General features: G+C 74.3%; 23 protein-coding genes. 10 read left to right on the top strand and 13 right to left on the bottom strand.

The features are described from left to right. Positions 1 to 87: 87 nt before the first annotated feature. From NDAS_RS27255 to NDAS_RS27235, 5 genes are all read right to left on the bottom strand, one after another. Positions 88 to 2226, bottom strand: a complete 2139-nt coding sequence (locus NDAS_RS27255) for a protein kinase domain-containing protein (protein WP_013156491.1) — start codon at positions 2224 to 2226, stop codon at positions 88 to 90. A 467-nt stretch (positions 2227 to 2693) separates the two neighbouring features. Continuing rightward, positions 2694 to 2984, bottom strand: a complete 291-nt coding sequence (locus tag NDAS_RS28795) for a hypothetical protein (RefSeq protein ID WP_126625027.1) — start codon at positions 2982 to 2984, stop codon at positions 2694 to 2696. A gap of 148 nt (positions 2985 to 3132) precedes the next feature. Further along, the gene (locus NDAS_RS27245) at positions 3133 to 4656 is read right to left on the bottom strand and encodes a hypothetical protein (protein WP_013156489.1); all 1524 of its coding nucleotides are present in this window, start codon (positions 4654 to 4656) and stop codon (positions 3133 to 3135) included. A 109-nt stretch (positions 4657 to 4765) separates the two neighbouring features. Further along, the gene (locus tag NDAS_RS27240) at positions 4766 to 5395 is read right to left on the bottom strand and encodes a YigZ family protein (protein ID WP_013156488.1); all 630 of its coding nucleotides are present in this window, start codon (positions 5393 to 5395) and stop codon (positions 4766 to 4768) included. Positions 5396 to 5400: 5 nt separating this feature from the next. Then, entirely contained in the window at positions 5401 to 5940 is a 540-nt protein-coding gene (locus NDAS_RS27235; protein ID WP_013156487.1) for a hypothetical protein, read from the bottom strand. A 706-nt stretch (positions 5941 to 6646) separates the two neighbouring features. Here NDAS_RS27235 and NDAS_RS27225 point away from each other — a divergent pair. The 5 genes from NDAS_RS27225 to NDAS_RS27205 all read left to right on the top strand — a co-directional run bounded on the left by NDAS_RS27225 (position 6647) and on the right by NDAS_RS27205 (position 10520). Further along, a complete protein-coding gene (locus NDAS_RS27225) occupies positions 6647 to 6934 on the top strand; it encodes a hypothetical protein (RefSeq protein ID WP_013156485.1) in 288 nt (95 codons plus the stop codon). A gap of 196 nt (positions 6935 to 7130) precedes the next feature. Beyond that, a complete protein-coding gene (locus tag NDAS_RS27220) occupies positions 7131 to 8453 on the top strand; it encodes a hypothetical protein (protein ID WP_013156484.1) in 1323 nt (440 codons plus the stop codon). A 172-nt stretch (positions 8454 to 8625) separates the two neighbouring features. After that, on the top strand, positions 8626 to 9324 hold the full coding sequence (locus NDAS_RS27215; protein ID WP_041553467.1) for a helix-turn-helix transcriptional regulator: 699 nt from the start codon (positions 8626 to 8628) through the stop codon (positions 9322 to 9324). 20 nt (positions 9325 to 9344) lie between these two features. Beyond that, positions 9345 to 9839: a DUF3291 domain-containing protein gene (locus NDAS_RS27210; RefSeq protein WP_013156482.1), complete on the top strand. Its 495-nt coding sequence runs from the start codon at positions 9345 to 9347 to the stop codon at positions 9837 to 9839. Positions 9840 to 9902: 63 nt separating this feature from the next. Further along, positions 9903 to 10520: a superoxide dismutase family protein gene (locus tag NDAS_RS27205; RefSeq protein ID WP_013156481.1), complete on the top strand. Its 618-nt coding sequence runs from the start codon at positions 9903 to 9905 to the stop codon at positions 10518 to 10520. Between the two features lie 43 nt (positions 10521 to 10563). Here NDAS_RS27205 and yidC read toward each other — a convergent pair whose 3' ends face one another. Both yidC and NDAS_RS27195 read right to left on the bottom strand, forming a co-directional pair. Continuing rightward, entirely contained in the window at positions 10564 to 11274 is a 711-nt protein-coding gene (yidC, locus tag NDAS_RS27200) for a membrane protein insertase YidC (protein WP_013156480.1), read from the bottom strand. 129 nt (positions 11275 to 11403) lie between these two features. Continuing rightward, the gene (locus NDAS_RS27195) at positions 11404 to 11694 is read right to left on the bottom strand and encodes a DUF6412 domain-containing protein (RefSeq protein ID WP_013156479.1); all 291 of its coding nucleotides are present in this window, start codon (positions 11692 to 11694) and stop codon (positions 11404 to 11406) included. 236 nt (positions 11695 to 11930) lie between these two features. Here NDAS_RS27195 and NDAS_RS27190 point away from each other — a divergent pair, with 236 nt between their 5' ends. Further along, positions 11931 to 12248 carry a hypothetical protein gene (locus NDAS_RS27190; RefSeq protein ID WP_013156478.1) on the top strand — a complete coding sequence of 106 codons (318 nt, stop codon included), beginning with the start codon at positions 11931 to 11933 and terminating at the stop codon, positions 12246 to 12248. Positions 12249 to 12264: 16 nt separating this feature from the next. Here the strand turns inward: NDAS_RS27190 and NDAS_RS27185 are convergent, their stop codons facing one another. Both NDAS_RS27185 and NDAS_RS27180 read right to left on the bottom strand, forming a co-directional pair. After that, on the bottom strand, positions 12265 to 13227 hold the full coding sequence (locus NDAS_RS27185; protein WP_013156477.1) for a sugar kinase: 963 nt from the start codon (positions 13225 to 13227) through the stop codon (positions 12265 to 12267). Further along, a complete protein-coding gene (locus tag NDAS_RS27180; RefSeq protein ID WP_013156476.1) occupies positions 13224 to 14822 on the bottom strand; it encodes an N-acyl-D-amino-acid deacylase family protein in 1599 nt (532 codons plus the stop codon). The genes NDAS_RS27185 and NDAS_RS27180 overlap by 4 nt, the downstream gene beginning before the upstream one ends. A gap of 183 nt (positions 14823 to 15005) precedes the next feature. On the opposite strand from NDAS_RS27180, the gene NDAS_RS27175 reads away from it, so the two are divergent. Further along, positions 15006 to 15386 (top strand): RidA family protein, encoded by a 381-nt coding sequence (locus NDAS_RS27175; protein WP_013156475.1) that lies wholly within the window; start codon positions 15006 to 15008, stop codon positions 15384 to 15386. Positions 15387 to 15454: 68 nt separating this feature from the next. On the opposite strand, the gene NDAS_RS27170 is transcribed toward NDAS_RS27175, so the two are convergent. Both NDAS_RS27170 and NDAS_RS27165 read right to left on the bottom strand, forming a co-directional pair. After that, positions 15455 to 16111, bottom strand: coding sequence for an SAM-dependent methyltransferase (locus NDAS_RS27170; protein ID WP_013156474.1), 657 nt, complete (start codon positions 16109 to 16111; stop codon positions 15455 to 15457). A gap of 104 nt (positions 16112 to 16215) precedes the next feature. After that, the gene (locus NDAS_RS27165) at positions 16216 to 16833 is read right to left on the bottom strand and encodes a TetR family transcriptional regulator (protein WP_013156473.1); all 618 of its coding nucleotides are present in this window, start codon (positions 16831 to 16833) and stop codon (positions 16216 to 16218) included. 206 nt (positions 16834 to 17039) lie between these two features. Here NDAS_RS27165 and NDAS_RS27160 point away from each other — a divergent pair, with 206 nt between their 5' ends. Further along, on the top strand, positions 17040 to 18794 hold the full coding sequence (locus NDAS_RS27160; protein ID WP_013156472.1) for an MDR family MFS transporter: 1755 nt from the start codon (positions 17040 to 17042) through the stop codon (positions 18792 to 18794). Between the two features lie 10 nt (positions 18795 to 18804). On the opposite strand, the gene NDAS_RS27155 is transcribed toward NDAS_RS27160, so the two are convergent. Then, positions 18805 to 19254, bottom strand: coding sequence for a GNAT family N-acetyltransferase (locus NDAS_RS27155; RefSeq protein ID WP_019609259.1), 450 nt, complete (start codon positions 19252 to 19254; stop codon positions 18805 to 18807). A gap of 200 nt (positions 19255 to 19454) precedes the next feature. Continuing rightward, positions 19455 to 20630 (bottom strand): ATP synthase F0 subunit B, encoded by a 1176-nt coding sequence (locus NDAS_RS27150; RefSeq protein WP_041553466.1) that lies wholly within the window; start codon positions 20628 to 20630, stop codon positions 19455 to 19457. A gap of 397 nt (positions 20631 to 21027) precedes the next feature. On the opposite strand from NDAS_RS27150, the gene NDAS_RS27145 reads away from it, so the two are divergent. Then, positions 21028 to 21582 carry a gamma carbonic anhydrase family protein gene (locus tag NDAS_RS27145; protein ID WP_013156469.1) on the top strand — a complete coding sequence of 185 codons (555 nt, stop codon included), beginning with the start codon at positions 21028 to 21030 and terminating at the stop codon, positions 21580 to 21582. A 271-nt stretch (positions 21583 to 21853) separates the two neighbouring features. Then, on the top strand, positions 21854 to 22309 hold the full coding sequence (locus NDAS_RS27140) for a hypothetical protein (RefSeq protein ID WP_013156468.1): 456 nt from the start codon (positions 21854 to 21856) through the stop codon (positions 22307 to 22309). Positions 22310 to 22428 lie beyond the last annotated feature (119 nt).

Below are 22428 nucleotides of genomic sequence, written 5' to 3'. Positions count from 1 at the left end.
TCCGGAGCCGCACGATGGCGATGACGCGCCGGGGACGCGGATCTCCCCTGGTCACACGCTTTTCGGCGGAATCGGCGGGTGGTTCCGCTAGGCGCCCTCGTCCGCCGCTCCGCGGTCGGTGCAGACCTGCTCGGAGGGGGCGACCTCGTCGGTGGACTGGACCGCGACCACCCTGAAGCAGTACTCGACCTCGGGGTTCAACCCGCTGACCTCCACCTCGGCGACCCCCGCGTCGACGTCGGCCATGGTGGTGGACCCGGCACCCGTCGGGCCGCCGACCACGAAGTGCGGGGTGGCGCCGCCGGTGTTGTCGGTCCAGGACAGGGAGACGCTGTAGGTGTCGTCGGTCAACTCCACCCCGGTCGGGGCGATGTCCGCGACCGGGGCGGGCGTGTCCTCCCCGGCCGCGCCCTGGGCGGGCGGCGGGCCGGGGGGTTCCTCCTCCGCCGACCGGAACCCGTCCACGAGCACGAGGATCCCGGCCCCCAGCACCGTGAGCACCACCAGGGCGGCCCCGACCAGGGCCAGGACGCGCAACGGCCCCCGTCCCTCCCGGGAACCGGACCCCGGGAGGGCACGGGTGGGATCCTCGTGCGTCCACGTCCCGGGGGCGTTCCCGGGCACCGGGGACGGCGGACGCGGCGTCGGAGCCGAAGTCGGTGGACGCGGAGCGCTCCGGGACGGCGCCGGTGGAGGCCCGGCGGTCCGGTGCGGCGCCGTCCCGGTGGACCGGGCGTGGTGCCCGGAGCGGGGGAACCCGTGAGGGGCCGCGGCGGGGTCCGCCACGGGCGGCGCGGAGCCCGCCGGGGACAGCGCGCCCGCGGCCCGCGCCGCGGCGGGTGCCGGAGCGGCGCCGGTACGGCCGCCCGGGACCTCCCCGTCGCCCTCCACGGGCTCCGGGGACGCGGTGCGGTGTCCAGCGGGGGGGAAGCCGGTGGAGGCGGGGCCGCTGGAGGGGGAGCCGGTCGAGCCCTCGGGTTCGGGGTCCACCGGGCGCACGACGTCGGGCTCGGCCGGGACCGGGGAGTCCCACCAGGGATCCCCGTCGTCGTCCTCCTCGCCGTCCTCCATCGCCGCCGGACTCTCGGCGACCCCCGGTCCCGACGCGCCCGGGGGCGTCCCGTCCGCACCGGGAGCTGCGGTGTCGGCCCCGGCCGCGTCGGCCGCGGCCGGTTCACCCGGGACCCCGGGCTCGGGCTCGGGCTCGTCGTCAACCTCCCACCGGGGAGCCTCGTCGCCCTCGTCCTCCGCCGCCTGGTCGGTCCGGACCGTGTCGGCCCGCCCCGCCTCCGCGGTTTCCGGCCGCGGCGCGACGGTGACGGCGGCCTCGGGCCCGGGTTCCGGACCGGACTCGGCGGGACTGGGCTCAGCTTCGAGCCCGGGCTCGGGTTCGGACTCGGGAGGGGCCTGCTCCAGCAGCAGCGCCTCGGCGAACTCCTCCACGCTCCGCGTCCGCCGCTCCGGGTCCTTGGCCATCGCGCGGCGCAGGACGGAGAGCAGCCACCCGGGCACGTCGTCCCGGGGCAGCACGGGCGCCGGAGCCGTGAGCAGACGGGACCGGTACTCCTCCAGCGTGACGAGCGCTTCCGCTCCGTCGTCGAACGGCGCGTACCCGGCCAGCAGGGCCCACAGGGTGGAGGCGAGCCGGTAGACGTCCGACCAGGGGCCGGGGGCGCCTCCGCGCAGCTCCTCGGGCGGGGCGTGCTCCAGGGCCGCCCTCGCGTAGTACACGGGTGGGAAGGGGTGGTCCCGGGGCAGCGCCGAACCGAAGTCGATCAGGACCGGTCCGTCGTCCGAGCGCAGGACGTTGGCGGGGGTCACCGCGTGGTGCAGCAGGTCGAACGCGTGCACGGCCCGCAGCGCCTGGGCGACGGCCTTCCCCACCGTGAGGACCTCGTCCACCGTGAGCGGACCGCCCCGCCCCAGGATCTCGGCGTAGCTGCCGTCCGGGCAGTCCTCCGTCACCACGTACGGTCGGCCCGACTCGGTGGTGCCGGACTGGAGCAGGGGTTGGACGCCCGGATCGGACGAGAACTCGTTCCACAGCTCGGCCTCGCCCGGCCGTCCGGCCCGCGGGCGCCGTCCGGGGAACTTGACCACCACGGGGGCGTCGTCGGGCGCGCGTCGGGCGCGGTACAGGACCGCGTCCGCGCCGCGGTACAGCGTCGTCAGGGAGTGCACGTCCGGTACGGGCGACGGCTCCGGAGCGGGTCGGCTTCTCCTCATTCCGTGCCTCCTGGCCTTGGGTGCCGAGAACGTCCTTCCGGGCGGCCGAGGGGCCTCCGCCCGCTACGGCGGGGCGGCCTCGGTAACCCGCGACCGGATCGTCCCACGACAGGGCCGGTCGTCCTCGGCTGGTGCCCGGCCGCCGACCGGGTACGGCCCCGGTTCGGGGGTGCGGCCGGCGGGAGCACGCGGACGCCGGTGGACCGGTCCCCGGCACCGTGCCGCCACCGCGGTGCGCGGCGGCAGGCGGTCGTCGGGGACGGGTGCGGCCGTGTCGGCCGGGGGCACGGCGCCGACCCCCGCACCGCTCTGGGAGGGTAGCGCATGGGCGTGACGCCCGGAAGGGGCCGGGGACCGGGGCCCGGCGGTGTTCGTGGTGACCGCTCCGCGGCGGGGTCAGGCGCTCGCCGCCGTGCTCACCGGCGGTACGCGGTCCCGGGCGTCCGGGCGCACGCGACCCCCACCGGTCACGTGGACCTTCCGTCCCTGTCGATACCCGTGTTCTGGCGGCGCCGCCAGTCCCTGCTGTTCTCCCCCGTCCTGCGACCGGTCACCGGTCTCTCGGCTTTCGAGGGCCGATCCGCCTCGGCCCTGTTGCGCTCCATGTTCCTCTCGATCGCCCGTTGGAGGAAGTTCTTCCTTCCTCCCACCTGGTTCGCGTCACGCGTGGCGGAGCCGCCCGAACCGCTCGTGCGGGACCCCTCGCTGCCGGGCGTCGGGTTCCGGGGCATGGGCTTGGGCTCGAAGGGGTTCTTCACGTACCTGCTCCCTCTCTCGCGGTGCGGCGGGGGCAGGGCCGTCTGCGGCGGAGTGTAACGAACGGAGTCGCCCCCGGGAAGGCACGTCGCCGGGTTCCCCGCGAGGAGCGGACACCGCCGGGCCCGGAGCGCGCTCCGGGCCCCCGGCTCACTCCGAGGGGGCGTCCGAGGGCTCCACCGACTCCTCCGCCTCCCCGGTCCCCTCCGCCTCGTCCGTGGGCGGACCGTAGACGAAGCGCTGCCGGTCGTGCACGAGGATGGCGTGCCCGCTCTCGGTGACCGCCTCCACATACGCCGGGAGCTCGTCCTCGACCACGTCCATCGTGACGGCGTCGAGCACCAGCTGCCGGTCCTGTCCGCCGCTGGCGCGGGAGTCCCCGTAGACGAGGCCGTCGAAGGCGAAGGCCGGGGAGATCGACCCCGCCTCCTCCTCCAGGCCCCACAGGACCTCTCCCCCGGTCAGGTCGACCGCGACCACCGGCGCCGCACCGCTGGCCTGGGGCAGCAGGAGGGTTCCGGTGGCCCCGTCGTAGAGGCTGCCCGCGACGCCGTCGGGGTCGAAGGCCCCGGCGACCGGGTTCGTGCCCGGCTCCTCCAGGGTCCACAGCAGGTCGCCGCTGTCGGGGTCGTGCGCGGAGAGGGTCGAGGGCGCCTCGGACCGGGCCCAGCGCAGCAGCAGGACGCCCTCTCCCCCGGGCTCGTCCTCCCCCGGGTCCTCCCCGTCCTCTCCGTCCCCGGCGCCCTCGGACGCGGACTCGCTCGCGGACTCCGACTCGCTCGCGGACTCGGTGGCGGGGTCCGGTTCGGGAAGCGTGTAGAAGCCGATCACCTGCGGCGCGGGAACCGGGGAGGAGGTGGGCAGGCCCAGTTCCTCGTCCTCACCGTCCACCGTCCACAGCTCCTCGCCCGCGGTGTCGGCGCCGACGGAGCGGGCGTGCAGGACGGGGCCTCCGGTGGCGAGCAGGACCAGATCCTCGCGCGCGGCCACGGGCACGCCCAGGGCCGGCTCCCCGGACTCCCGCGCCTCCTCGTCGGCCCCGGTCTCCCCGGGCCCGCCGTCGCCCTCGGCGGCTTCCTCCGGCTCGGCCGGAGCCTCGAACTCGTAGTCCCACAGCTCGCCGCCCCCGCCGTCGAGCAGCGAGAACGATCCGTGGGGCTCCTCCGCAGTCCACCCCTCGGGACGGCGTACGGCGAGGCCGTCGAGGTAGGCGTCGCCCTCCCGCGCCGGTTCCCACAGCCGCTCCCCGCGGGCGTCGAGGACGAACGGCAGACCGTCGGCGTCCGCCATGAGCAGCACCCGCTCGCCGTCGCGGTCGGTGCCGAAGCCGTCGAAGCGCGCCGCGCCCTCCCACAGGGTCTCGCCGGTGGCGGCGTCGTGCAGCAGGTGGCGGTCCTCGCTGCCGGAGCTGACCAGGAAGGCGTCGCCGACCGGGCTGATGCGCACGCCGAGGGGGTCGGCGAAGATCTCGTGGACGTCGGCGGAACCGCCGTGCAGGTAGCGCAGCACCTCGCCCTCGACACCGGGCGGCGCCTGCCCCTCGAACGCGGTGGGGACGGGGGCGGGTTCCTCGCCTTGAGGGGGCGCGGAGGGTTCCGGATCACCGGTGCACGCGGTGGCCAGCAGCACCGCGAGTCCACAGGTGAGGGCCCTGGGCACCCGTGAGCGGCGCATGGACGGTTTCTCCCCACGAACGATGACGTTTACGGCAAATCCTAAGCCGCGCCGCGGCGGGCGGACACAGGGAGAGCGAGTCGTTACAGCCATGGGACGTGGCGCGGGCTCAGGGCTCCACCTCCACGACCGTGGTCCCCCGCACCTCGAACTCCGCCTTCCCCCCGGTCAGCTCGGCCAGGCGGACCCCGAACCCGGGCAGGTCGGCCTCGGGCAGCGCCACCTCGATCCGGACCCTGTCGGCGTAGGCGACGTCGCGCACGGTCAGGGAGGAGTCGCGCAGGTCGCTCTCCAGACGCCCGCCGAGCACGTAGTCGGCGAACACGTCCACGACGAGGAGTTCGCGGCGCTCCAGGACCCCGAGGGCGTCCACGGCGGCGGACACCGCGTTGCCGTAGGCGCGGATCAGCCCTCCCGCGCCGAGCTTGACCCCGCCGAAGTAGCGGGTGACCACGGCGACGGTGTCGGTGATCTCCCGGCGCCGCAGCACCTCCAGCATGGGCAGTCCCGCGGTCCCGGAGGGCTCGCCGTCGTCGCTGGAGCGCTGGATCTCGCCCTGGTCGCCGAGCACGTAGGCGGTGCAGTTGTGGTTGGCGCCCCAGTGCTCCTTGCGGCGCTCGGCGATGAAGGCGCGAGCGGCGTCCTCGGTGTCCACCCTGGCCAGGGCGCAGACGAAGCGGGACCTGCGGATCTCCAGCTCGTGCTCGCCGCCTCGTCTGATCGTTCGCGTGCCGCCCACCCGGATCAGGCGTCCGCCAGCTGGGAGAGTGCCTGGCGATAGGACCTCAGGCGTTCGTCGATCTCCTCCGACCGGAACCGCTCGGGCGCTCCGGACCGAGCAGCGCTCTCCGCCCCGGAGTCGGATTCCCGCCGGGGGACCTCGACGTGACCGTCGGGAACGAACTCGCGCGGCTCCTCCAGAGCCGTGACCGCGTTCTCCATGAGGAGACGGGCCGCGGCGATCTCGTCGGAAGACAGCCCTGACACGTCAACCGGAACACGGGAGGCCGCGTCGTCGCTGACCCGGAGAAATTCCTCCGGCGCGATGATACGGGAGGGAGTTCTTCCGCCGATGGCTGGGTAAGGGACCTCTTCCGAGGTGTCGAGCGCGAACTCGAAACGCCCCGTCGCACCGCACCGATCACACCGGCCTTCGTGGACAACGAGGAAAACGTCTTCTCGCTTGTCCATTCCGCCGTCCAGTTCGAGACGGGGGCGATCGCAGGAACAGAAGTTTATGTCCAGATAGAGAAGGGCCTCTTCGACGGACCGCGCCAACAGCATGGAAACGAGTGTATACGACCGTACTCCCCGGCCCCCCGAGCCCGTCCGCGGAACTGGAGGCCCGACCGCCGAACCCCGCCGGGGGCGGCGCCCCGTCCCCGGGAACGCTCCCCTCCCCGGTCCGGGACGCGGGAACCCGCGGACACACCCCGGGGAGAGCATGGGCGACGCGGATCACCCACCCCATTCCGAACCCCTCCACCAGCGTTCGCGTCACAAAGTCGGCGTCGAGCCCCGGAAATGTCTGCGTCACCGCCCATTCGGGCAGATCCCGAATCCCCTTCCCTCCCGACGAAGGATTGCCATCGGTTCGTTCTGCCACGGCCGAATGGCGCACATGCCAGGCGGCGAAGAGGCCCTTCGCCTTTTCGGTGCGCACGGGACCGAGGGGAGGAACGACAGGTGGATGACGGCAAGGGCGCCGCAGCCGGAGAAACAGCGGGTACCGCACCGGATTCGGTGCGGAGCGGGGCCGGGCGACTCCCCGCGCACCGGGCGGGCCGCGCCTTCGTCAACACGATTTCCGAGAACCACGTCATCCACCTCTCCGACCGGCTGTCCGTCGGCGACATCCGCATGGTGCTCATCGAGCGGCTCCGCAGCCTCGTCCCCCAGCGGCGGCGCGCGGCTCGCGGCGCTCTCGGAGATCCCGGACCGGGCCACGCACGAGACCGGTGACGACGCCTCGCCGGGGGCCTCGCCGCTGGTGGACCGGAGCAACCGGCAGGAGGCCCCGCCGGAGAGCGGCAACGCCACCGTCGGCTTCGCGGCCACCGCCGAGCAGGCGGTACGCCTCGAACTGCACCGGGCCAAGAACGCCGGACACGTCCCGCTGCCCCCGCCCGGTGCCGCCGCTCCCGAACAGGCCAGGCCGAAGGTCTCCCTTCTCCGGCGCGGGATCAGGAAGGCGGCCCGCACCACGAGGACCGAGGTCTCCCGCCGCATCCACGGCACCACGCCGCCCAAGGACGGTCCGAGCCGCCGATCGCGCTGACGGACTCCGGACCGGTGCGCGCGTGCGCCCCGGCGCGGAGGCGTCGGGTGTTCCGCCCCGCCCGGCGGACCGCCTGTTGCAGCCGGTGCCGCGGACCCGGGCCTCCGGGGCGCGCGGGCGCCCCCGTGGCTATCATCCCCTCATCACGTGCCGGGGCTGCCCCTGCCCGGACCCCACCGGACGGATTGGACCCCCCGTGCAGGAGACTCATCCGCCGACCGACGCGCTCACCGCGCTCGCGGCGGCGTACGCCGAACGGCTCGACCGGCACACCCCCTTCTCCGGGATCTCCCGGGACGTTCTCCAGAGCGCGTTCGACGCCTGGCGCGGCACGCACCCGGACGCGGCGCAGACGCCGGAGCACGCACGCAGAGGGGTCTTCCGCTACGACCTCCGCAGGCCGGACGATCTGCGGGCGCTGGCCGACGCCCTGCTGAGCGTGGGCGACCCGCTGGCCGCGGCGGCCGTCCACGCCGAGCGGGCACGGCTGGAGGACCCCCTGAGCCGCGAGACCCGCACGAGGCGCGCGGAGACCGAGTACGTGGTGGCGGGCCTGTTGGAGCAGGCGGGCCGCCCCCATGACGCGCTCCGGGCGTACGTGTCCGCGGTCGAGGGGTTCGCCGCGGACCCGGGCCGCGCGGAGGCGGCCCGGGCGTGCCAGGAGGCGGCCCTGCGCATCGAGGGGGCGGAGGACGTCCACGCGGAGGCGAGCCGGGTCGCGCGGGAACGCAGGTCCGTGCACGCCGCGAACGCCGTGGCCGCCGAGCGGGCCCGGCGCGCCCGGGAGCTGGCCGGGTTCCACCGGGACGGCCGGTCCACGAACGGCGTCCACCGGCCGGAGTTCCAGAGCACCGACCGGCTCTTCGAGCTGCTCCGGCGGCACCTCGGGGACGAGGACCACGCGAAGGCGGAGGTCGTCTCCTGGGAGATAGCCGACCGCATGTCCCACCAGGAGCCCGGCTTCCTCTCCCTCCTCAACCAGACGACGCTCGCCGAGCTGCTGGAGGCACGGACCGCTCCGCACGCGGCCGAGGGGCTGCGGGAGGGCGTCTACCTCTCCTCCGTCCGGCTGTACGGGCACAGCGACCCGCGAACTCTGGAGGCGGCCCTGCGCTACGTCGACAACCTCAAGTCGACGGAGGCGTACGCGACGGCCTTCCGCGTCGCCCGGCACGCGCTGCGGAAGGCCTACGCCGGGCGCGTCCGCGAGGTGCTCCGTTCGCTGAGGCCCGGCCGCGGGGCCGCGCCCTCCGTGAGCGGGGAGCTGTTCCGCGCGGCGGTGCGGCCGCTGGAGCTGAGCGCCCAGCTCGCCGGTGCTCGCGCCGACCTGGCCGAGGCGGGCATGGAGGACCGGCGGACATCGGAGCGGGTCCAGGGACCTCCCCGGCTCTACACGAACACCGGGCACCGGCTGCGGGACGCCTTCGGCGGACCCGCCAGGGGAGGCGGAGCACGAGGGGAAGCGCCCCGACCCCGCATGACGCTCCCCGGGCCGGGGGCCCGCCGTGCCCGCAGGTGAACCGCGGCTCCGGTCGCGCTGGAGGGGCCGGGGGTAGCGGCGCGGCGCCGCCCTCCCGGCTTCTCCACCGGGGAGGGCCGCGGGCGGCGGCGGCCCGCTGTCCGCGACGGTGCCCGTCCCGCCGGACCCCGCCGGGGGGAGGGCGGTGTCGGGCCGCGCGGACAATGGGGGCATGGACGACTCCTCGATCGACGCCGCGCAGGCCCTCGCCGACCCCGTGCGCCGCAGGCTGTACGAGTACGTGGCGGCGGCGCACGGAGAGGTCAGCCGCGGCCAGGCCGCGGACGCCCTCGGCATCCAGCGCACCCTGGCCGCGCACCACCTGGACCGGCTGGCGGACGCGGGTCTGCTGGAGGTGGCCCGCCGCAAGGTGAGCGGCCGCGAGGGGCCGGGGTCGGGCCGTCCGGCCAAGCTGTACCGGCGCGCGGACCGGGAGCTGTCGCTGCACCTGCCGCCGAGGGACTACGAGCTGGCCGCGCACGTGCTCGCGGAGGCGGTGGAGCGGCACGGGGCCGAGGAGGCCCTGCACGCCGCCGCCCGCGAGGAGGGCCGCCGCATCGGCGCGGAACACCGGGAGGAGCCCCTGGTGGACCTGCTGCGCGCCCGGGGCTACGAGCCCGAGGAGGGGGCGGCCCGCGCTCCGGGGGGCGACTCCGGGCCGGACAAGGCCCCGGGGGAGGACGGCGGCGTGCGGCTGCTCAACTGCCCCTTCCACACCCTGGCGCGCGCCTTCCCCCCGCTCGCCTGCGGACTCAACCTGGAACTGCTGCGCGGCCTGTTGGAGGGGCGCGGCGAGGACGGTGCGGGGGCCCGGATGGACGCCCGTCCGGGCCGGTGCTGCGTGGTGATTTCCAAAAACAACGGACATTGACATAGAAGACCGGCCGTGGTGTGCTGTGTCCCGTGAACGAGACCTCCCCCTCCGGGTACCACCTGGCCCAGATCAACGTCGGCATCCTCAAGGCCCCCCTCGACGACCCCTCCATGGCGGGTTTCACCGCCCGCATCGACCCGATCAACGCGCTGGCCGACAGCGCCCCGGGGTTCGTGTGGCGGCTGGTGGAGGAGGGCAAGGAGGACGCCACCGGCCTGCGGCCCTTCGGCGGCGCCCTCCTGATCAACTACTCCGTCTGGCGGGACGTGGAGTCGCTGTGGAACTTCACCTACCGCAGTGAGCACCTGGAGCTGCTGCGCGGACGCCGGGAGTGGTTCGAGCACCTGCGGGAGGCGTATCTGGTCCTGTGGTGGATTCCCAGCGGTACGATCCCCACTGTCGAGGAGGCCGGAAGGCGCCTGGACCTGTTGCGCGCCGAAGGCCCCACCCCCGAGGCCTTCACGCTCAGGTCACCCTTCCCGCCCCCGACAGATCGCGTTCCGCACGCCTAGTCATCCCTCGGGTACCTTGGGTAGTCTTGCGGGCGTCCGTTGAGAGCAACCGGGAGTTCCGTCATGCGCATCACACCGTTCGCCGTCGGCCTGGCCCTGACCGCGACCCTCGCCGCCGGATGCGCGCAGCCCGATACCGCCGAGGACGGCGGCTCGGCCTCCCAGGAGTCCCCGCAGACCACGCCCAGCGCCTCCCCCAGCGTGACCGCTTCGATCTTCCTGCCGCCCGGCGAGGGCGCGGGCGCCATCACCTACGACGAGACCGCCGTGCCCGAGGGCGCCACTTCCGACGTGCAGGTGCGCGCCCAGGACGGGCAGACCCACGTGCAGTTCACCGGCACCAGCCTGGAGGGGGGCCGCGACTTCGGCGCCCACGTGCACACCCGGCCCTGCGGCGACGACCCGGCCGACGCGGGCCCCCACTACCAGAACGAGCTCGACCCGGCCGCCACCGAGGACGAGCCCTCCAGCGACCCCGCCTACGCCAACCCCGAGAACGAGGTCTGGCTGGACTTCACCACCGACGACGACGGCAACGCCCGCGCGACCAGCACGGTGGACTGGGAGTTCCGCGAGGGCGAGGCCCAGTCGCTGGTGCTGCACGAGCACCACACCCACACCGGCGAGGGCGAGGCGGGCACCGCGGGCGACCGCCTGGCCTGCGTCAGCGTGGACTTCTGACGGACCGGCGGTCCCCGGTCCGGTCCGGGGACCGCGCCACGGCTCAGTCCGGGACGACCCGGCGCAGCAGGAGCCGCTCCCCCAGCGCCCACGCACTGGAGGTCAGCAGGTACAGCCCCGCCGCCAGCGGCACGAACGCGGCGACCGCCACGGTCGTGAACTGCATGTAGGTCAGGAGGCCGGGGAGCTGGGGCCGGCCCGGGTCGGCCTCGGCGCCCGCCCGCATCGCGGGCAGCATGAGGTAGCGGCGGTTGGCCCAGGCCACGAGGGCGATCAGGGCCAGGAGTGCGGCGAACACGGCCGCCCCGCCCGCGCCGCCCGTCAGGGTCGCGCCCAGTTCGACGCCGCCGAAGGTGTGCGCGAGCATCTCCTCCTCACCGCTCCCCGCTCCGATGAACACGCCGTAGAGGGCGATCATGACGGGGACCTGGGCGAGGGAGGGCAGGCAGCCCGCCAGCGGGGAGGTGCCCGCCTCGGCGTAGACCCGGCGCTGTTCGGCGACGAGCCGTTCGGGGTTCCCGCGGTGCCGGGCGGTGATCTTCGCCAGCTGCGGGGCCAGGCGCGCGCGGGCCTTCTCGGCGCGGACCTGCACCACCCCGAGGGGGACGAGCAGGAGGCGCACGACCACGGTCAGGGCGACGACGGCCAGCCCGGCGGCCAGGCTTCCGGTGAGGGGGGTGAGCAGTGAGGTGAGGGCGGACAGGACGGTCGAGAGCAGGGTCATGGCGGCCGCGATCGGCCCGAGGCTGTACAAGGCGGGAAGGCCCTTCGTCCGGTGGGAGGGGAACAGACGTCGGGCCGCTCGTGACCGCGCCCGCACGGGGCGGAGCACACATCCGGGGCGCGGCGCGTGCGCGCACGCGCGAGCATGTCGGAGAAGGGGTCAGCGAGCGGCCGGAAGGGCCGCGCCGGGGGCTCTGGGACGGGGCCGTCCCGCCGCGTCGGGGTCACACAGGGTGAGTACGGGCAGGCGCGCGGACCTGCGGCGCATCGCGCGCACCGCGCCCGCGGCGGCGTCGCGCGCCGGGCAGGCCCAGGTGCCGCGCAGGACGTACCAGGCGACGGCCGCGCCGACGGCGGCGACCAGCAGCGCCAGGGAGCCGGGGACCGGCAGGAGTTCGGCGGGGACCACGCCCAGCATCAGGAACTCGAAGAACGCGAGAAGGAGGCTCACGGCGCCCTCACCTCCCCGTTCCGGTCGAACCGCATTCTACGCGCGGCGGCGGCGCCCCCACAACGCCCGGCCGCGCCCCGGGGCGTGCGGCAGCGGCGGCCGACGGGCGCAGAAATCCGCCGACACTCCGCCGGGGCTCCTCTCGGTTCTCGTGAAGCTGTAGCTAAATGACACAGAGTAACCAACTCCGTGCTCGCCGGGCGCCCCGTGCGGGCCGGCAGAGAAGGAGAGTTACCGTGCCGATCCGCCCTGCGAACCTCGCCACCATGTCCGCCACCATCGCCGGAGCGATCGCCGGGCTGTCGAGCAGACAGGACCAGGCTCCCCCGGTCCGGGTCACCTTCGAGTCCGGCTACCAGCAGACCGTGGAGAACGGGGGCTGCCGCACCCTCAAGACGGGGCAGGGGGGCGTCACCGGGATCTCCACGGAGAGCAGGGTCAAGTTCGCGCTCTTCGCGGGCACGAGCTGCCAGGGCAGCCGCGCGCTGGCCTCCGGACACGGCTCGGTGAGCTTCGGCGACCCGGTCCTGGCGGGCGCCATCGTCATCGGCTGAGGGCCGGGGCGGGCGCTCAGGCCCCCGCGGAGCCGCGGATCCGGGCGACGTCCGCGGGCAGGGCCTCCAGGACGTCCCCGGGAGAGCGCAGCACCGCGCCCGCGACCGCGTGGCCCAGGCCCAGCCGCTGTTCCACGGACAGTCCGTCCAGCAGGCCGGACAGGAAACCGGCGGCGAACGCGTCGCCCGCGCCCACCGCCTCGACCACGTCCACCGGCGGGGACGGCACGAACACCGCCCCCTCGGAGTCGAAGCAGGTCGCGCCGTGTTCGGCGTCCTTGACCACCAGGACCGGCACCTCGGGCAGCACCGCCCGCACGTCCTCGGCCGCCGGGGTGCCCCACAGCCGCTCGGCCTCGTCCCGGCCCACGAAGACCACGTCGGCGCGGCGGGCCAGGTCGAGCAGCACCGGCGCGGCGGTCCTGGCCCCCCACAGCGCGGGCCGGTGGTTGACGTCGAAGGAGCGCAGCGCGCCGTTCCCGGTCCGCCGGTCCAGCAGGTGCTCCACGAGCGCCGCGGCGCGCGCGGACAGGGCCGGGGTGATGCCGGACAGGTGGATCACCCGGGGGTCGCGCGCCCACACCCGCTCGGCGTCGGCGGCCGACAGCGCGGAGGCGGCCGAGCCGGCGCGGTAGTACAGCACGCCCGCGCCGCCGGGGCCGGTGTCCTTGACGTACAGGCCGGTGGGGCGCTCGGGGTCCACCTCCACGCCGGTCACGTCCGCGCCGCACCCGGCGACGGCACCGGTGACGATGCGGCCGAAGGGGTCGTCGCCGACGCGGCTGACCCAGGCGGCGGTGTGCCCCAGGGCCGTCAGGGCGACCGCCACGTTGGACTCCGCGCCGCCGGTGCCCACGATCAGCTTCGTTCCGGCCGCGAGCGCCTCGGCCGAGGCGAGCACCGCCATGGTCTCGCCGACGCAGACGGCGTCGGCGCTGCTGGTCGGCCCGCTCCCCGCGGGGGTCGGGTGCTCGCTCATCGGCGGTTCCTCCGGACGGATCGGCCGGGCAGGCGGTCGGTGCGGCGGCCGTCCCGGACGGTGAAGTCACCCGACACGAGGACGTGGTGGATGCCCCGGGGGGCCAGGCGCGGTTCCTCGTAGGTGGCGAGGGCGTCCACGGTGGCGGGGTCCAGGACCACCAGGTCGGCGACGGCGCCGGCCTGGATGACGCCGCGGTCGGTGAGGCCGAGTCTACGCGCGGGCCGGGAGGTGAGGTGGCGGACGCACTCCTCCAGCGTGAGCACGCCGAGTTCGCGCACGTAGTGGCCCAGGTAGCGGGGGAAGGTGCCCCAGCCGCGCGGGTGCGGCCTGGCGCCGACGAGGATGCCGTCGCTCCCGGCCGTGTGGGAGCTGTGTCGCATGATGGTGCGGATGTTCTCCTCGTTGCCCACTTGGAGCAGGCAGCCGCTGCGCAGCTCGTCGGCCACGAGCAGGTCCATGTAGAGGTCGCCGGGGAGTCGGCCGCGCGTGCGCGCGAGGTCGGCGACGGAGGATCCGACGGCCCAGGACAGCCCGGGGTCGGCGACGCCGGTGACGACGATGGCGGACCAGTCCATGGGGACGCCGTGGTTGCCGTCGGTGCCCTCCTCCTCGATCTCGCGCAGGACGCGCGCGCGGGTGGGGGCGTCGCGCAGGCGCTCCAGGGTGGCGGCGGTTCCGCCGACCTGCACCCAGCTGGGCAGCGGGGCGCCCAGGTGGGTGGCGCTGGCCCGGTAGGGGTAGCTGTCGAGGGTGACGTCGAGGCCGTAGTGGACGGTGGCCTCGTCGATGGCGTCCAGGACCTCGGGGGCGCGGCCCCGGTTCTGCGGGAAGTTGACGTGGCAGTGCGCCAGGTGCAGGGCGACCTGGGCGCGACGCGCGGTCTCCAGGCACTCGCGGTAGGACTCCACGACCCGGGAGCCGTAGTTGCGGTGGTGGGGGCAGTAGTAGCCGCCCGCGGCGCGGACGGGTTCGAGGAGGGCGACGATCTCGTCGTCGGTGGCGTACATGCCGGGGGTGTAGGTCAGGCCGGTGGACAGTCCGTGCGCGCCTTCGGCCATGCCCCGGGCGACGATCCGGCGCATGCGGTCGAGTTCGTCGTCGGTGGGCGGGCGGTCCTCGCCGCCCAGGACGGCCATGCGCACGTTGCCCTGGGGGACGAGGACGGCGGCGTTGACGGGGGCGCCCGCGTCGATCCGGTCGAGGTACTCGCCGACGGTGCGCCAGGAGTGGTCGAGGTCGGGTCGGCCGTTCCACGCGGCGAGCTGGGCGCGCAGCTCCCCGGCGGTGTCGTCGGTGACGGGGGCGTAGCCGAGCCCGTCCTGGCCCAGGACCTCCAGGGTGACGCCCTGGAGGGTCTTGGCCTCGTGCGCGGGGTCGGCGAGGACGGCCAGGTCCGAGTGGGAGTGCATGTCGACGAACCCCGGGGTGACCGCGAGTCCCTCCACGTCCACGACGGCGCCCGTGGTGCGCGCGCCGCCGGGTGGGACGATGTGGGCGATGCGGCCGTCGCGGAGGACGAGGTCGGCGCGGCGGGAGGGACCGCCGGTGCCGTCGACCACCAGTCCGCCGGTGAGTACGGTCTCGGAATGCACTGTTCCTCCGTTCGACGTACCGGTCACCCCGGCGCGGCGCGCGGCCGACCGGTGTCCGGTGTGGCCAAGATACGCTGCCCGGAAGAAAATTGGTAACTTTGTTGCCAGTAAAGCGCCCGTGAAACGGCACGGGCACCGGCGCGCGCACGCGCCGCCGGAGCAGACCAGCGAAGGAGTCCACGGATGTCCAAGAAGGCGGTCCGCACCGACAACGCCCCCGCTCCGGCCGGGGCGTACAGCCAGGGAGTGGTCGCGGGCGGGTTCCTGTACACCGCGGGCTTCGGCCCGCAGGAGCCCGAGACCGGCCGCGTGGCCCCGACCGTGGGCGAGCAGACCGCCCAGGTACTGGCCAACATCTCCGCCGTGCTCGCCGAGCACGGCCTGACGCTGGACGACGTCGTGAAGGCGACCGTCCACCTGGAGAACCTCAAGGCGGACTTCCCGGAGTTCAACGCCGTGTACGAGGAGCACTTCAGCGCCCCCTACCCCGTGCGCACCACCGTGGGTTCGGACCTGGCGAACATCCTCGTGGAGATCGACGTGGTGGCCAAGCTCCGGGACTGAGCCCCGCCCGGTCGGCCGGGGCCCGCGCGGGCCCCGGCCGACCGCCGGACGCCGCGGGCCGGTTCCGGTCAGGCCTCGCGGCGGGCGCGGACCACCAGGTCGTGGACGGTGTGGGTCTCCCCGTCCAGGACGGCCGTCCCCGCGCGGACCTCGTCGGCGAGCACGGTCCACTCCTCCCGGGGCAGGGCCGCCGCCACCTCGTCGCCCGTGTAGAACAGGTCCGGGTCCGGCGGGCGGGGCACGCCCTCCTCCAGGTCCCGGGGGTGGTGCGCGACGACCAGGAGTTCTCCCCCGGGCGCGACCGCCGAGGCCAGCGCGGCGAAGAACCGGGCGCGCCAGCGCTCGCGCAGGTGCATGAACTGCGAGGTCACCAGGTCGAACGCGTCCTCGTCCGGGGACCAGCGGGTCACGTCCGCCCGCTTCCAGGTGATGCGCCCGGGCACCTCCCCGCCCCGCTCTCGGGCGTGGGCGGCGCCCCTGTCCAGCGCCACGGTCGAGATGTCGAGCGCGGTCACCCGCCAGCCGCGTTCGGCCAGCCAGATCGCGTCGGCGCCCTCGCCGCTGCCCACGTCCAGCGCCCGTCCGGGTTCGAGGTCGGCCGCCTCGGCCACCAGGTGGCGGTTGGGCCTGCCGCTCCAGATCCGTTCCTGTGAGCGGTAGCGCTCGTTCCAGAAGTCCTCGCCCATCTCCTCGGGCAGGGAGTCCGCCGCGTGTTCACCGGTCATGTCGACCACCTCCGCGCCCCACTCTCCACGCGCGGTCCGCCGGGCGCGACGTTCTTTGCCGACCCGGCAAAACGTGTCGCCCGGGCGGACGGGACCGCCGGTGGTCACCGGCTCGCCGGCGCGTCCCCGTCGTCCTCGGCGAAGTCGTCCATGCACAGGTCCAGCAGCGCCTGGATCCGGTCCGTGAGCCGGTCGCGGTCGAGCGCGCGCAGGGCCGTGGCCCCCTCGACCACGCGCACCCGGGTCAGCCCCAGCATCACGGCCGAGAGCAGCGAGGCGTGCGCCCGGCCGTCGTTCCCGCCGAGGTAGACCGTCAGCGGGTCGATCATCGCGCTGGTGATCCGCCCCTGGTAGACCGCCTGGAGGTCGGGGTCGCCCGCGGAGTCGTCCAGCGCGCGCTGGAGCGCGGTGGCCTCGCCGTGCAGGCGGCTCACCGCGTGCTCGGCCAGGCGCCGGGTGAGGGTGGCGGTTTCGCCCTCGATCAGCCCCGGGAAGACGCCGTCCTCGCGCAGGAGTTCGGTCAGCAGTCCGCTCTTGGCGCCGAAGTAGCGGTTGATGAGCGCGACGTTGACCCCCGCGTGCGCGGCGATCATCCTCGACGACACCGAACCGTAGCCCTCGTTGGTGAACAGCTCCTTGGCGCTGGCCAGAATGCGGGCTCTGGTGGCCTCCCGCCCCCTCGTCGGCCCGGGGCCGCCTCCGGTTTCCTCCGGACGGTCCATCTGCGTACCCCTTGGCGGCTGCGGTCTGGCGGTCAGTACTCCAGGTTGACACTTCCGGAGAACCGACGCATACCGAAACGTGCGGAGAGATATGGATTTGACAGGTCAACAGTGTTTACATATACCTGAGGACAGGACGACGCCCCCGGCAGCACGCCGCGGGGCCTTTTGTGCGTCCGTGATCGGGGGCTTGTGTGGAACAGTCGTTGCGTGGAGGAGCCGGAGCCGGGGACACTCCCCCGGGCGTCGAACCCCGGGCGGTCGCGCGGACGCGGACCTGCGATGATCCCCTCACCGAAACACCGCTGACGGACTCCCCACCCGGGGACGCCCCACCCGGGGACGCCCCCGCGGCGGACGTCCCGGCCGTCTCCGCCGCCGACGAGGCCCCCGGGCTGCCCTCGCGCCGCGTGGTGCGCCGCATCATGGTCGGCCTGGTCCTGGCCATGCTCACCTCGATGCTCACCAACTCCATCGTGGGCACCGCCCTGCCGACGATCATGGGGGAGCTGGGCGGCCAGGACCGCCTGGCCTGGGTCGCCACGGCCGCCCTGCTCACGATGACGGCCTCCACCCCCGTGTGGGGCAAGCTCTCCGACGTCTGGGGGCGCAAGCTCCTCTTCCAGCTGGCCCTGGGCATCTTCATCGTGGCCTCGGTCGCCGCGGGCCTGGCGCAGGACATCAACTGGCTGATCGCGGCCCGCGCCCTCCAGGGGCTGGGCGTCGGCGGTCTGGCCACACTGCCCAACATCATCCTGGGAGACGTGGTCCCGCCCCGCGAGCGCGGCCGCTACAGCGGACTCATCGGCATGGTGTTCGGGGTGTCCACCGTGCTGGGGCCGCTGGTGGGCGGGTTCCTGGTGGACAGTCCGCTCGGCTGGCGGTGGTGCTTCCTCATCACCGTGCCGCTGGCCCTGTTCGCCTTCGTCGTCATCCAGTTCATGTTCACCATGCCCTTCGTCCCCCGCCGCGACGCGCCCGTGGACTGGCTGGGCGCCGGGCTGATCTTCAGCGCCGCGAGCACCGTGATCGTGCTGCTCAGCCTGGGCGGCACACAGTTCCCGTGGAACTCGCCGCTGTCCTACGCCCTGGGCGCCGGGGCCCTCCTGCTCACGGCCGCGGCCGTGGTGGTCGAGCGGCGGGCGCGGGAGCCGATCATCCCGGCACGCCTGTTCGGCGACCGGACGTTCGTACTGTCCTCGCTCGGGTCGGCCTGCGTCGGGATGATGATGTTCGGCCTGATCATCTACATGCCGCAGTACCTCCAGATGGTGCACGGCATGACGCCGACCGTGTCGGGCCTGATGACGCTGCCGCTGGTGGCTTCGTTCCTGCTCACCTCGATCGGCTCCGGCTACGCGGTGGGCGGCAGCGGCCGGTGGAAGGCCTACCCGGTCACGGGCATGGCCCTGTGCCTGTTCGGGTTCGCCGCCCTCAGCCTGGCCTATCTGGACACCGGGCTGACCACGGTGGTCGCGGGCCAGGTGATGGTCGGCCTGGGGCTGGGCCTGTGCATGCAGATCCTGCTGCTGGCGACGCAGAGCGCCCTGCCCCTGGCGGACATGGCCACGGGCACGGCCTCGGTCGTGTTCTTCCGCAACCTGGGCGGCGCCACCGGCGTGGCCGCGTTCGGCGCGGTGATGGTGGGACGGCTCAACGGCGAGCTGGCCCAGGCGTCGGCCGACGCGCGGGCCCGGGTGGCGGCGGACGCCGCGGCCGGGACCGACTCGGGGGCGCGGGAGCTGTCGGTCGGGCTGTCGGAGGCGGCCGAGGCCGCGCAGGGCTCCCCCGAACTGGTGCACTCGCTGCCGGAGCCGGTCCGCGAGGTGGTCGTGGGCGCCTTCGACCACGCCATGCAGGGCGTGTTCCTGGCGGGGATCCCGATCGCCGTGATCGGGCTGGTCACCGTGGTGTTCATGCGGGGTGTGCCGCTGAGCGGGGGCTCGGCGGCCAAGCGCTGACGCCCGCGGGTCACAGGTAGCGGCGGAAGCCCTCGGCGGAGCTGTCGAAGCCCAGCGCGGTGTGGAACCGGTGGACGTCCTGGCCGTTCTCGTGCGCCAGCAGCTCCACCTTGTAGCACCCGGCCCGCGTGGCGCGGTCGAGCGCGTCCTCCATGAGCGCCCGGCCGATGCCCCGGCCCCGGGCCAGGGGGTCGACCACGAGGTTGTCCACCACGGCCCAGGGCTGGGCGTCGTGGGTCAGGTTGGCCACGACCAGCAGGTCCAGGGTGCCGATGATCTGGCCGCGTTGCTCGGCGACGAGGATCGTGCGGTCGGGGTCGTTCTCCATCCGCGTCCAGGCGCGTACGGCGGCGGAGGACATGCGAACGTGCGCGCTCTGCGCGTGGGTGGTGTCGCCGAGTTCCCTGAGAAGACGCAGAATCGCACCGAGGTCCGACCGGATGGCCGCGCGGATAATCATGGCTGTCGGCATCGTAGCCGACAGCCTGCGACAAGGCGGACGTCACCCTACATCGGGCCACAAAACGCCGGGGGCGGGGACGTGGTCCCCACCCCCGGATCGCGTTCCGGACCGGTGCGCCGCGAGGGCTCGCCGCGGGCCCGGAGAGGACTGGCCGGGGAGGGCTCCCCGGGCGCTCCCGTCCGGGCGGAACCGCGGGGTCAGGGCTTGCGGATGACCCGGACGCCGTCCTCGCCCTTGGGCGGCTGGTTGTGGCCGGACTCCGGGTGGCGGTAGATACCGGTGATGCCCGGATCGCCGCCCTGCTCCTGGCCCTTCTGGCCCTGCTGCGGACCGGACTGCGGCTGCTGCGGGCCGGGCTGCGGCTTCTGGTCGCCCTCGGGGGCGGGACCGGTGAAGCGGGCGCCCTGCGGGGGGCGGGGAGCGGACTGGGCCTGGTCCTTCGGGGAGGAGTTCCCCGCCGGGTCCTGGCCGGTCTGCTCCGGCTTGGCCACCGGCCTGATGCGCACGGTCGCCTCGTCCGGCTGCTGCTGGAGCGGAGGCAGCTTGGTGGTGGCCTCGTCCTTGTCCCCGGGCGCGTCCGGGGCCGGCTTGGCCGGAGCGGGCGCGGCCGCCTCGGGGCGGGGCTGGGGCCGGGAGGGCTCCGCGGCGCGCTCGGGGGCCTTGGCCGCCGCGGCGGGCTTGGCCGGGGCCGGCTTGGCCGGGGCGGACGCGGCGGCCACCTCGTCGCGGGAGAGCCCGCTCTCCAGCGCGCCCGCCTTGTCCTCGGCCGCGACCAGGTCGGCCAGGGTCGAGTGCATGTCCTTGAGGCGGCGCAGCGCCTCGGCGTGCGTGGCGGTGAGGGTGGCGAGCCTGCGGTCCGCGGTGTCGTGGATCTTCTTCGCGCGCGCCTCGGCCTCGTTCAGGCGGCGCTCGCCCTCCTGCTTGGCCTGTTCCCGGAGCTGGTCGGACTCCTTCTTGGCGCTGTCGACCATCGAGTGGGCCTCCGAGCGCGCGGAGGACAGGATCCGCTCGGCGTGCTCCTCGGCGTCCTTGCGGTACTTGGCGATCTCGTCCTGGGCCTTCTTCTCGGCCTCCTTCACCTCGGACTCGACCTTGGAGCGGCGCTCCTGGGCCTCCTCCTCGGCGATGCGCAGGATCTCGGCCATGCGCTCGCTGATCTGCTCGTGCTCCGGCTTGACCTGCGCCTTCTCGCGGGCGATGGCGAGGTCGCGCTTGTACTGCTCCAGCTCGTCGTCCAGCCGCTGGAGGCGCTCGCGCAGACTCTTGACCTGGTTGTCCGTCCGCACGAAGTAGTCGTCGACGTGCGCCTTGTCGTAGCCGCCCTTGCGCACCGTCGGAAACCTGTCCTGCTGGAGTCCGCCGCCCGGCAACATATCGCTCATGTGCCCTTCATGTCCTTACACCGTTGTGACTGTACGACGCAGAAGGTGCGAGTTGACCCGTACCCATTGTCACCACGACACCTGACCGGTCTCGTTAGCGACATACGCCCGATAGTGCCCTTTTCTGCATACCGGCTCGACCGCCTGGGGGCACCGGTCGGGAGCGGAGCGTAACGCCGTGGACACCGTCCAGGCGACCAAGGTAGACACGCGCGGCGCGGCCGCGTCAAGATCCCCGACCGGACATCGCCGTGCGGACCCCGGTCACGTTCTTACTAAGGTATGCGCGATCATCCCCGTACGGGGGCAGAGCGGTCAACTTCCCGCTGATCCGCCCCCTCCCGGGGGAGACGGACACGGCGGTACGAGACGCAGGGAGGGCCACGAGATGGACAACGGCCGCACGGAAGGCGGGCCCGCGGGGCCCCGCGTGGGCGGAGCGGACTTCGGACGACCGGAGGTCCACCCGAGCGCGTGGATCGCGCCCGGCGCGGTGGTGGTCGGCCGCGTGCGCCTGGGCGCCCGGAGCAGCGTGTGGTACGGGTCGGTGCTGCGCGCCGACACCGAGGACGTCGTCGTCGGTGACCGGGTCAACATCCAGGACCAGTGCGGCCTGCACTCCGATCCCGGTGAGCCCGTGATCCTGCACGACGACGTGAGCCTTGGCCACAAGGCGATGGTGCACGGCGCGGTCGTGGAGGAGGGCGCGCTCATCGGCATCGGCGCCATCGTGCTGGGCGGCGCCCGCGTCGGCCGGGGCGCCCTGGTCGCGGCGGGCTCCCTCGTGCCGCCGGGCAAGACCGTCCCGCCGGACACGCTGTGGGCGGGGGTGCCCGGCAAGGTGGTGCGTGAGCTCAACGACAACGACCGGCTGGTGCTCCAGCACACTCCGGCCCACTACGCGGCGCTCGCCGCCCAGCACCAGGACGTCACCTGGGCCTAGCGCCACGCCGGGTGGGGACGAAAGTCGTGCCCGGGGCACCCGGCGCGGTGGCCCGAAAGCACCGCGCCCGCCCAGGTGGGGCCCCCTCCTGGCTAACCCGGGTGACTCCGCCGCCTGGTCCTCACGGGTCATGCGCACCGGCCCGCCCTGCGCGTAGCCTGGTACTCCTCACGTCCGCGTGGGTCCGGATCCGTCGCACCCGTACCCACGGCACTCCGGCGCGGGGTGTCCCGTCCTGCCGCGACACCGTTGTCTCAGGGGGTGAGCTCACGTGAACCACAGCCTCGACCTGCACGACCACCTCCACGACCACGTCGCGCTGGACGAGATCGAACTGTACGCCGAGGTGCTCATCGCGGTGGCCGACGCCGACCGCCCGCTCAGCCCCGAGGAGATCGACCGGGTGCTCGGGCTGTCCGGGACGCCCGCGGTCCCCGCCGAAGCGGCCCGTCCCGGCGGCCCCCTTCCCCGCGGCGGGTCCGGACCCGCCGACGGGACGGCGAACGTCCACGACCCGGTCCCCGAGCAGCCTCCCCGGGCGGCGGGCCCCGTGCCCGGCCACGTCGTCCGACCGCGCGACGAGGACCCCGGCACGCGGCGCTCGTGGTCCACCGATCCGCTCCCGGCCGAGTACCGGCTGCCGCCCGCGGTGCTGCCCGCGCCCCGCGACGTGCCCGAGCCCCACGTCCTGTGGTCCCCGCTGCCCCTCGCCCCCTGGCACGTCTGAGGCCGTCCGTCCCCTCCCCGCCCACGGCCGGGAGGCCCCTCCGGCCTGCCCGGGGGGACGGAGTCCGGCCGCACCGGCTGACCGCGCCGCCCGCGACCGCGTCGTCCATCCGCGCTGCC

This window comes from Nocardiopsis dassonvillei subsp. dassonvillei DSM 43111, assembly GCF_000092985.1.
GTDB lineage: Bacteria > Actinomycetota > Actinomycetes > Streptosporangiales > Streptosporangiaceae > Nocardiopsis > Nocardiopsis dassonvillei.
The sequence above is the reverse complement of the archived record's forward strand: the minus strand, read 5'-3'. Positions and strand labels throughout refer to the sequence as shown.

What these genes read in the sequence shown, in the direction of transcription:
- NDAS_RS27165 (WP_013156473.1), bottom strand. Translation starts at nt 16,833, where the DNA reads ATGGACCGTCCGGAGGAAACCGGAGGCGGCCCCGGGCCGACGAGGGGG.
- NDAS_RS27255 (WP_013156491.1), bottom strand. Translation starts at nt 2,226, where the DNA reads ATGAGGAGAAGCCGACCCGCTCCGGAGCCGTCGCCCGTACCGGACGTG.
- NDAS_RS27235 (WP_013156487.1), bottom strand. Translation starts at nt 5,940, where the DNA reads ATGCTGTTGGCGCGGTCCGTCGAAGAGGCCCTTCTCTATCTGGACATA.
- NDAS_RS27205 (WP_013156481.1), top strand. Translation starts at nt 9,903, where the DNA reads ATGCGCATCACACCGTTCGCCGTCGGCCTGGCCCTGACCGCGACCCTC.
- NDAS_RS27185 (WP_013156477.1), bottom strand. Translation starts at nt 13,227, where the DNA reads ATGAGCGAGCACCCGACCCCCGCGGGGAGCGGGCCGACCAGCAGCGCC.
- NDAS_RS27245 (WP_013156489.1), bottom strand. Translation starts at nt 4,656, where the DNA reads ATGCGCCGCTCACGGGTGCCCAGGGCCCTCACCTGTGGACTCGCGGTG.
- NDAS_RS27170 (WP_013156474.1), bottom strand. Translation starts at nt 16,111, where the DNA reads ATGACCGGTGAACACGCGGCGGACTCCCTGCCCGAGGAGATGGGCGAG.
- NDAS_RS27215 (WP_041553467.1), top strand. Translation starts at nt 8,626, where the DNA reads ATGGACGACTCCTCGATCGACGCCGCGCAGGCCCTCGCCGACCCCGTG.
- NDAS_RS27175 (WP_013156475.1), top strand. Translation starts at nt 15,006, where the DNA reads ATGTCCAAGAAGGCGGTCCGCACCGACAACGCCCCCGCTCCGGCCGGG.
- NDAS_RS27150 (WP_041553466.1), bottom strand. Translation starts at nt 20,630, where the DNA reads ATGTTGCCGGGCGGCGGACTCCAGCAGGACAGGTTTCCGACGGTGCGC.
- NDAS_RS27155 (WP_019609259.1), bottom strand. Translation starts at nt 19,254, where the DNA reads ATGATTATCCGCGCGGCCATCCGGTCGGACCTCGGTGCGATTCTGCGT.
- NDAS_RS27145 (WP_013156469.1), top strand. Translation starts at nt 21,028, where the DNA reads ATGGACAACGGCCGCACGGAAGGCGGGCCCGCGGGGCCCCGCGTGGGC.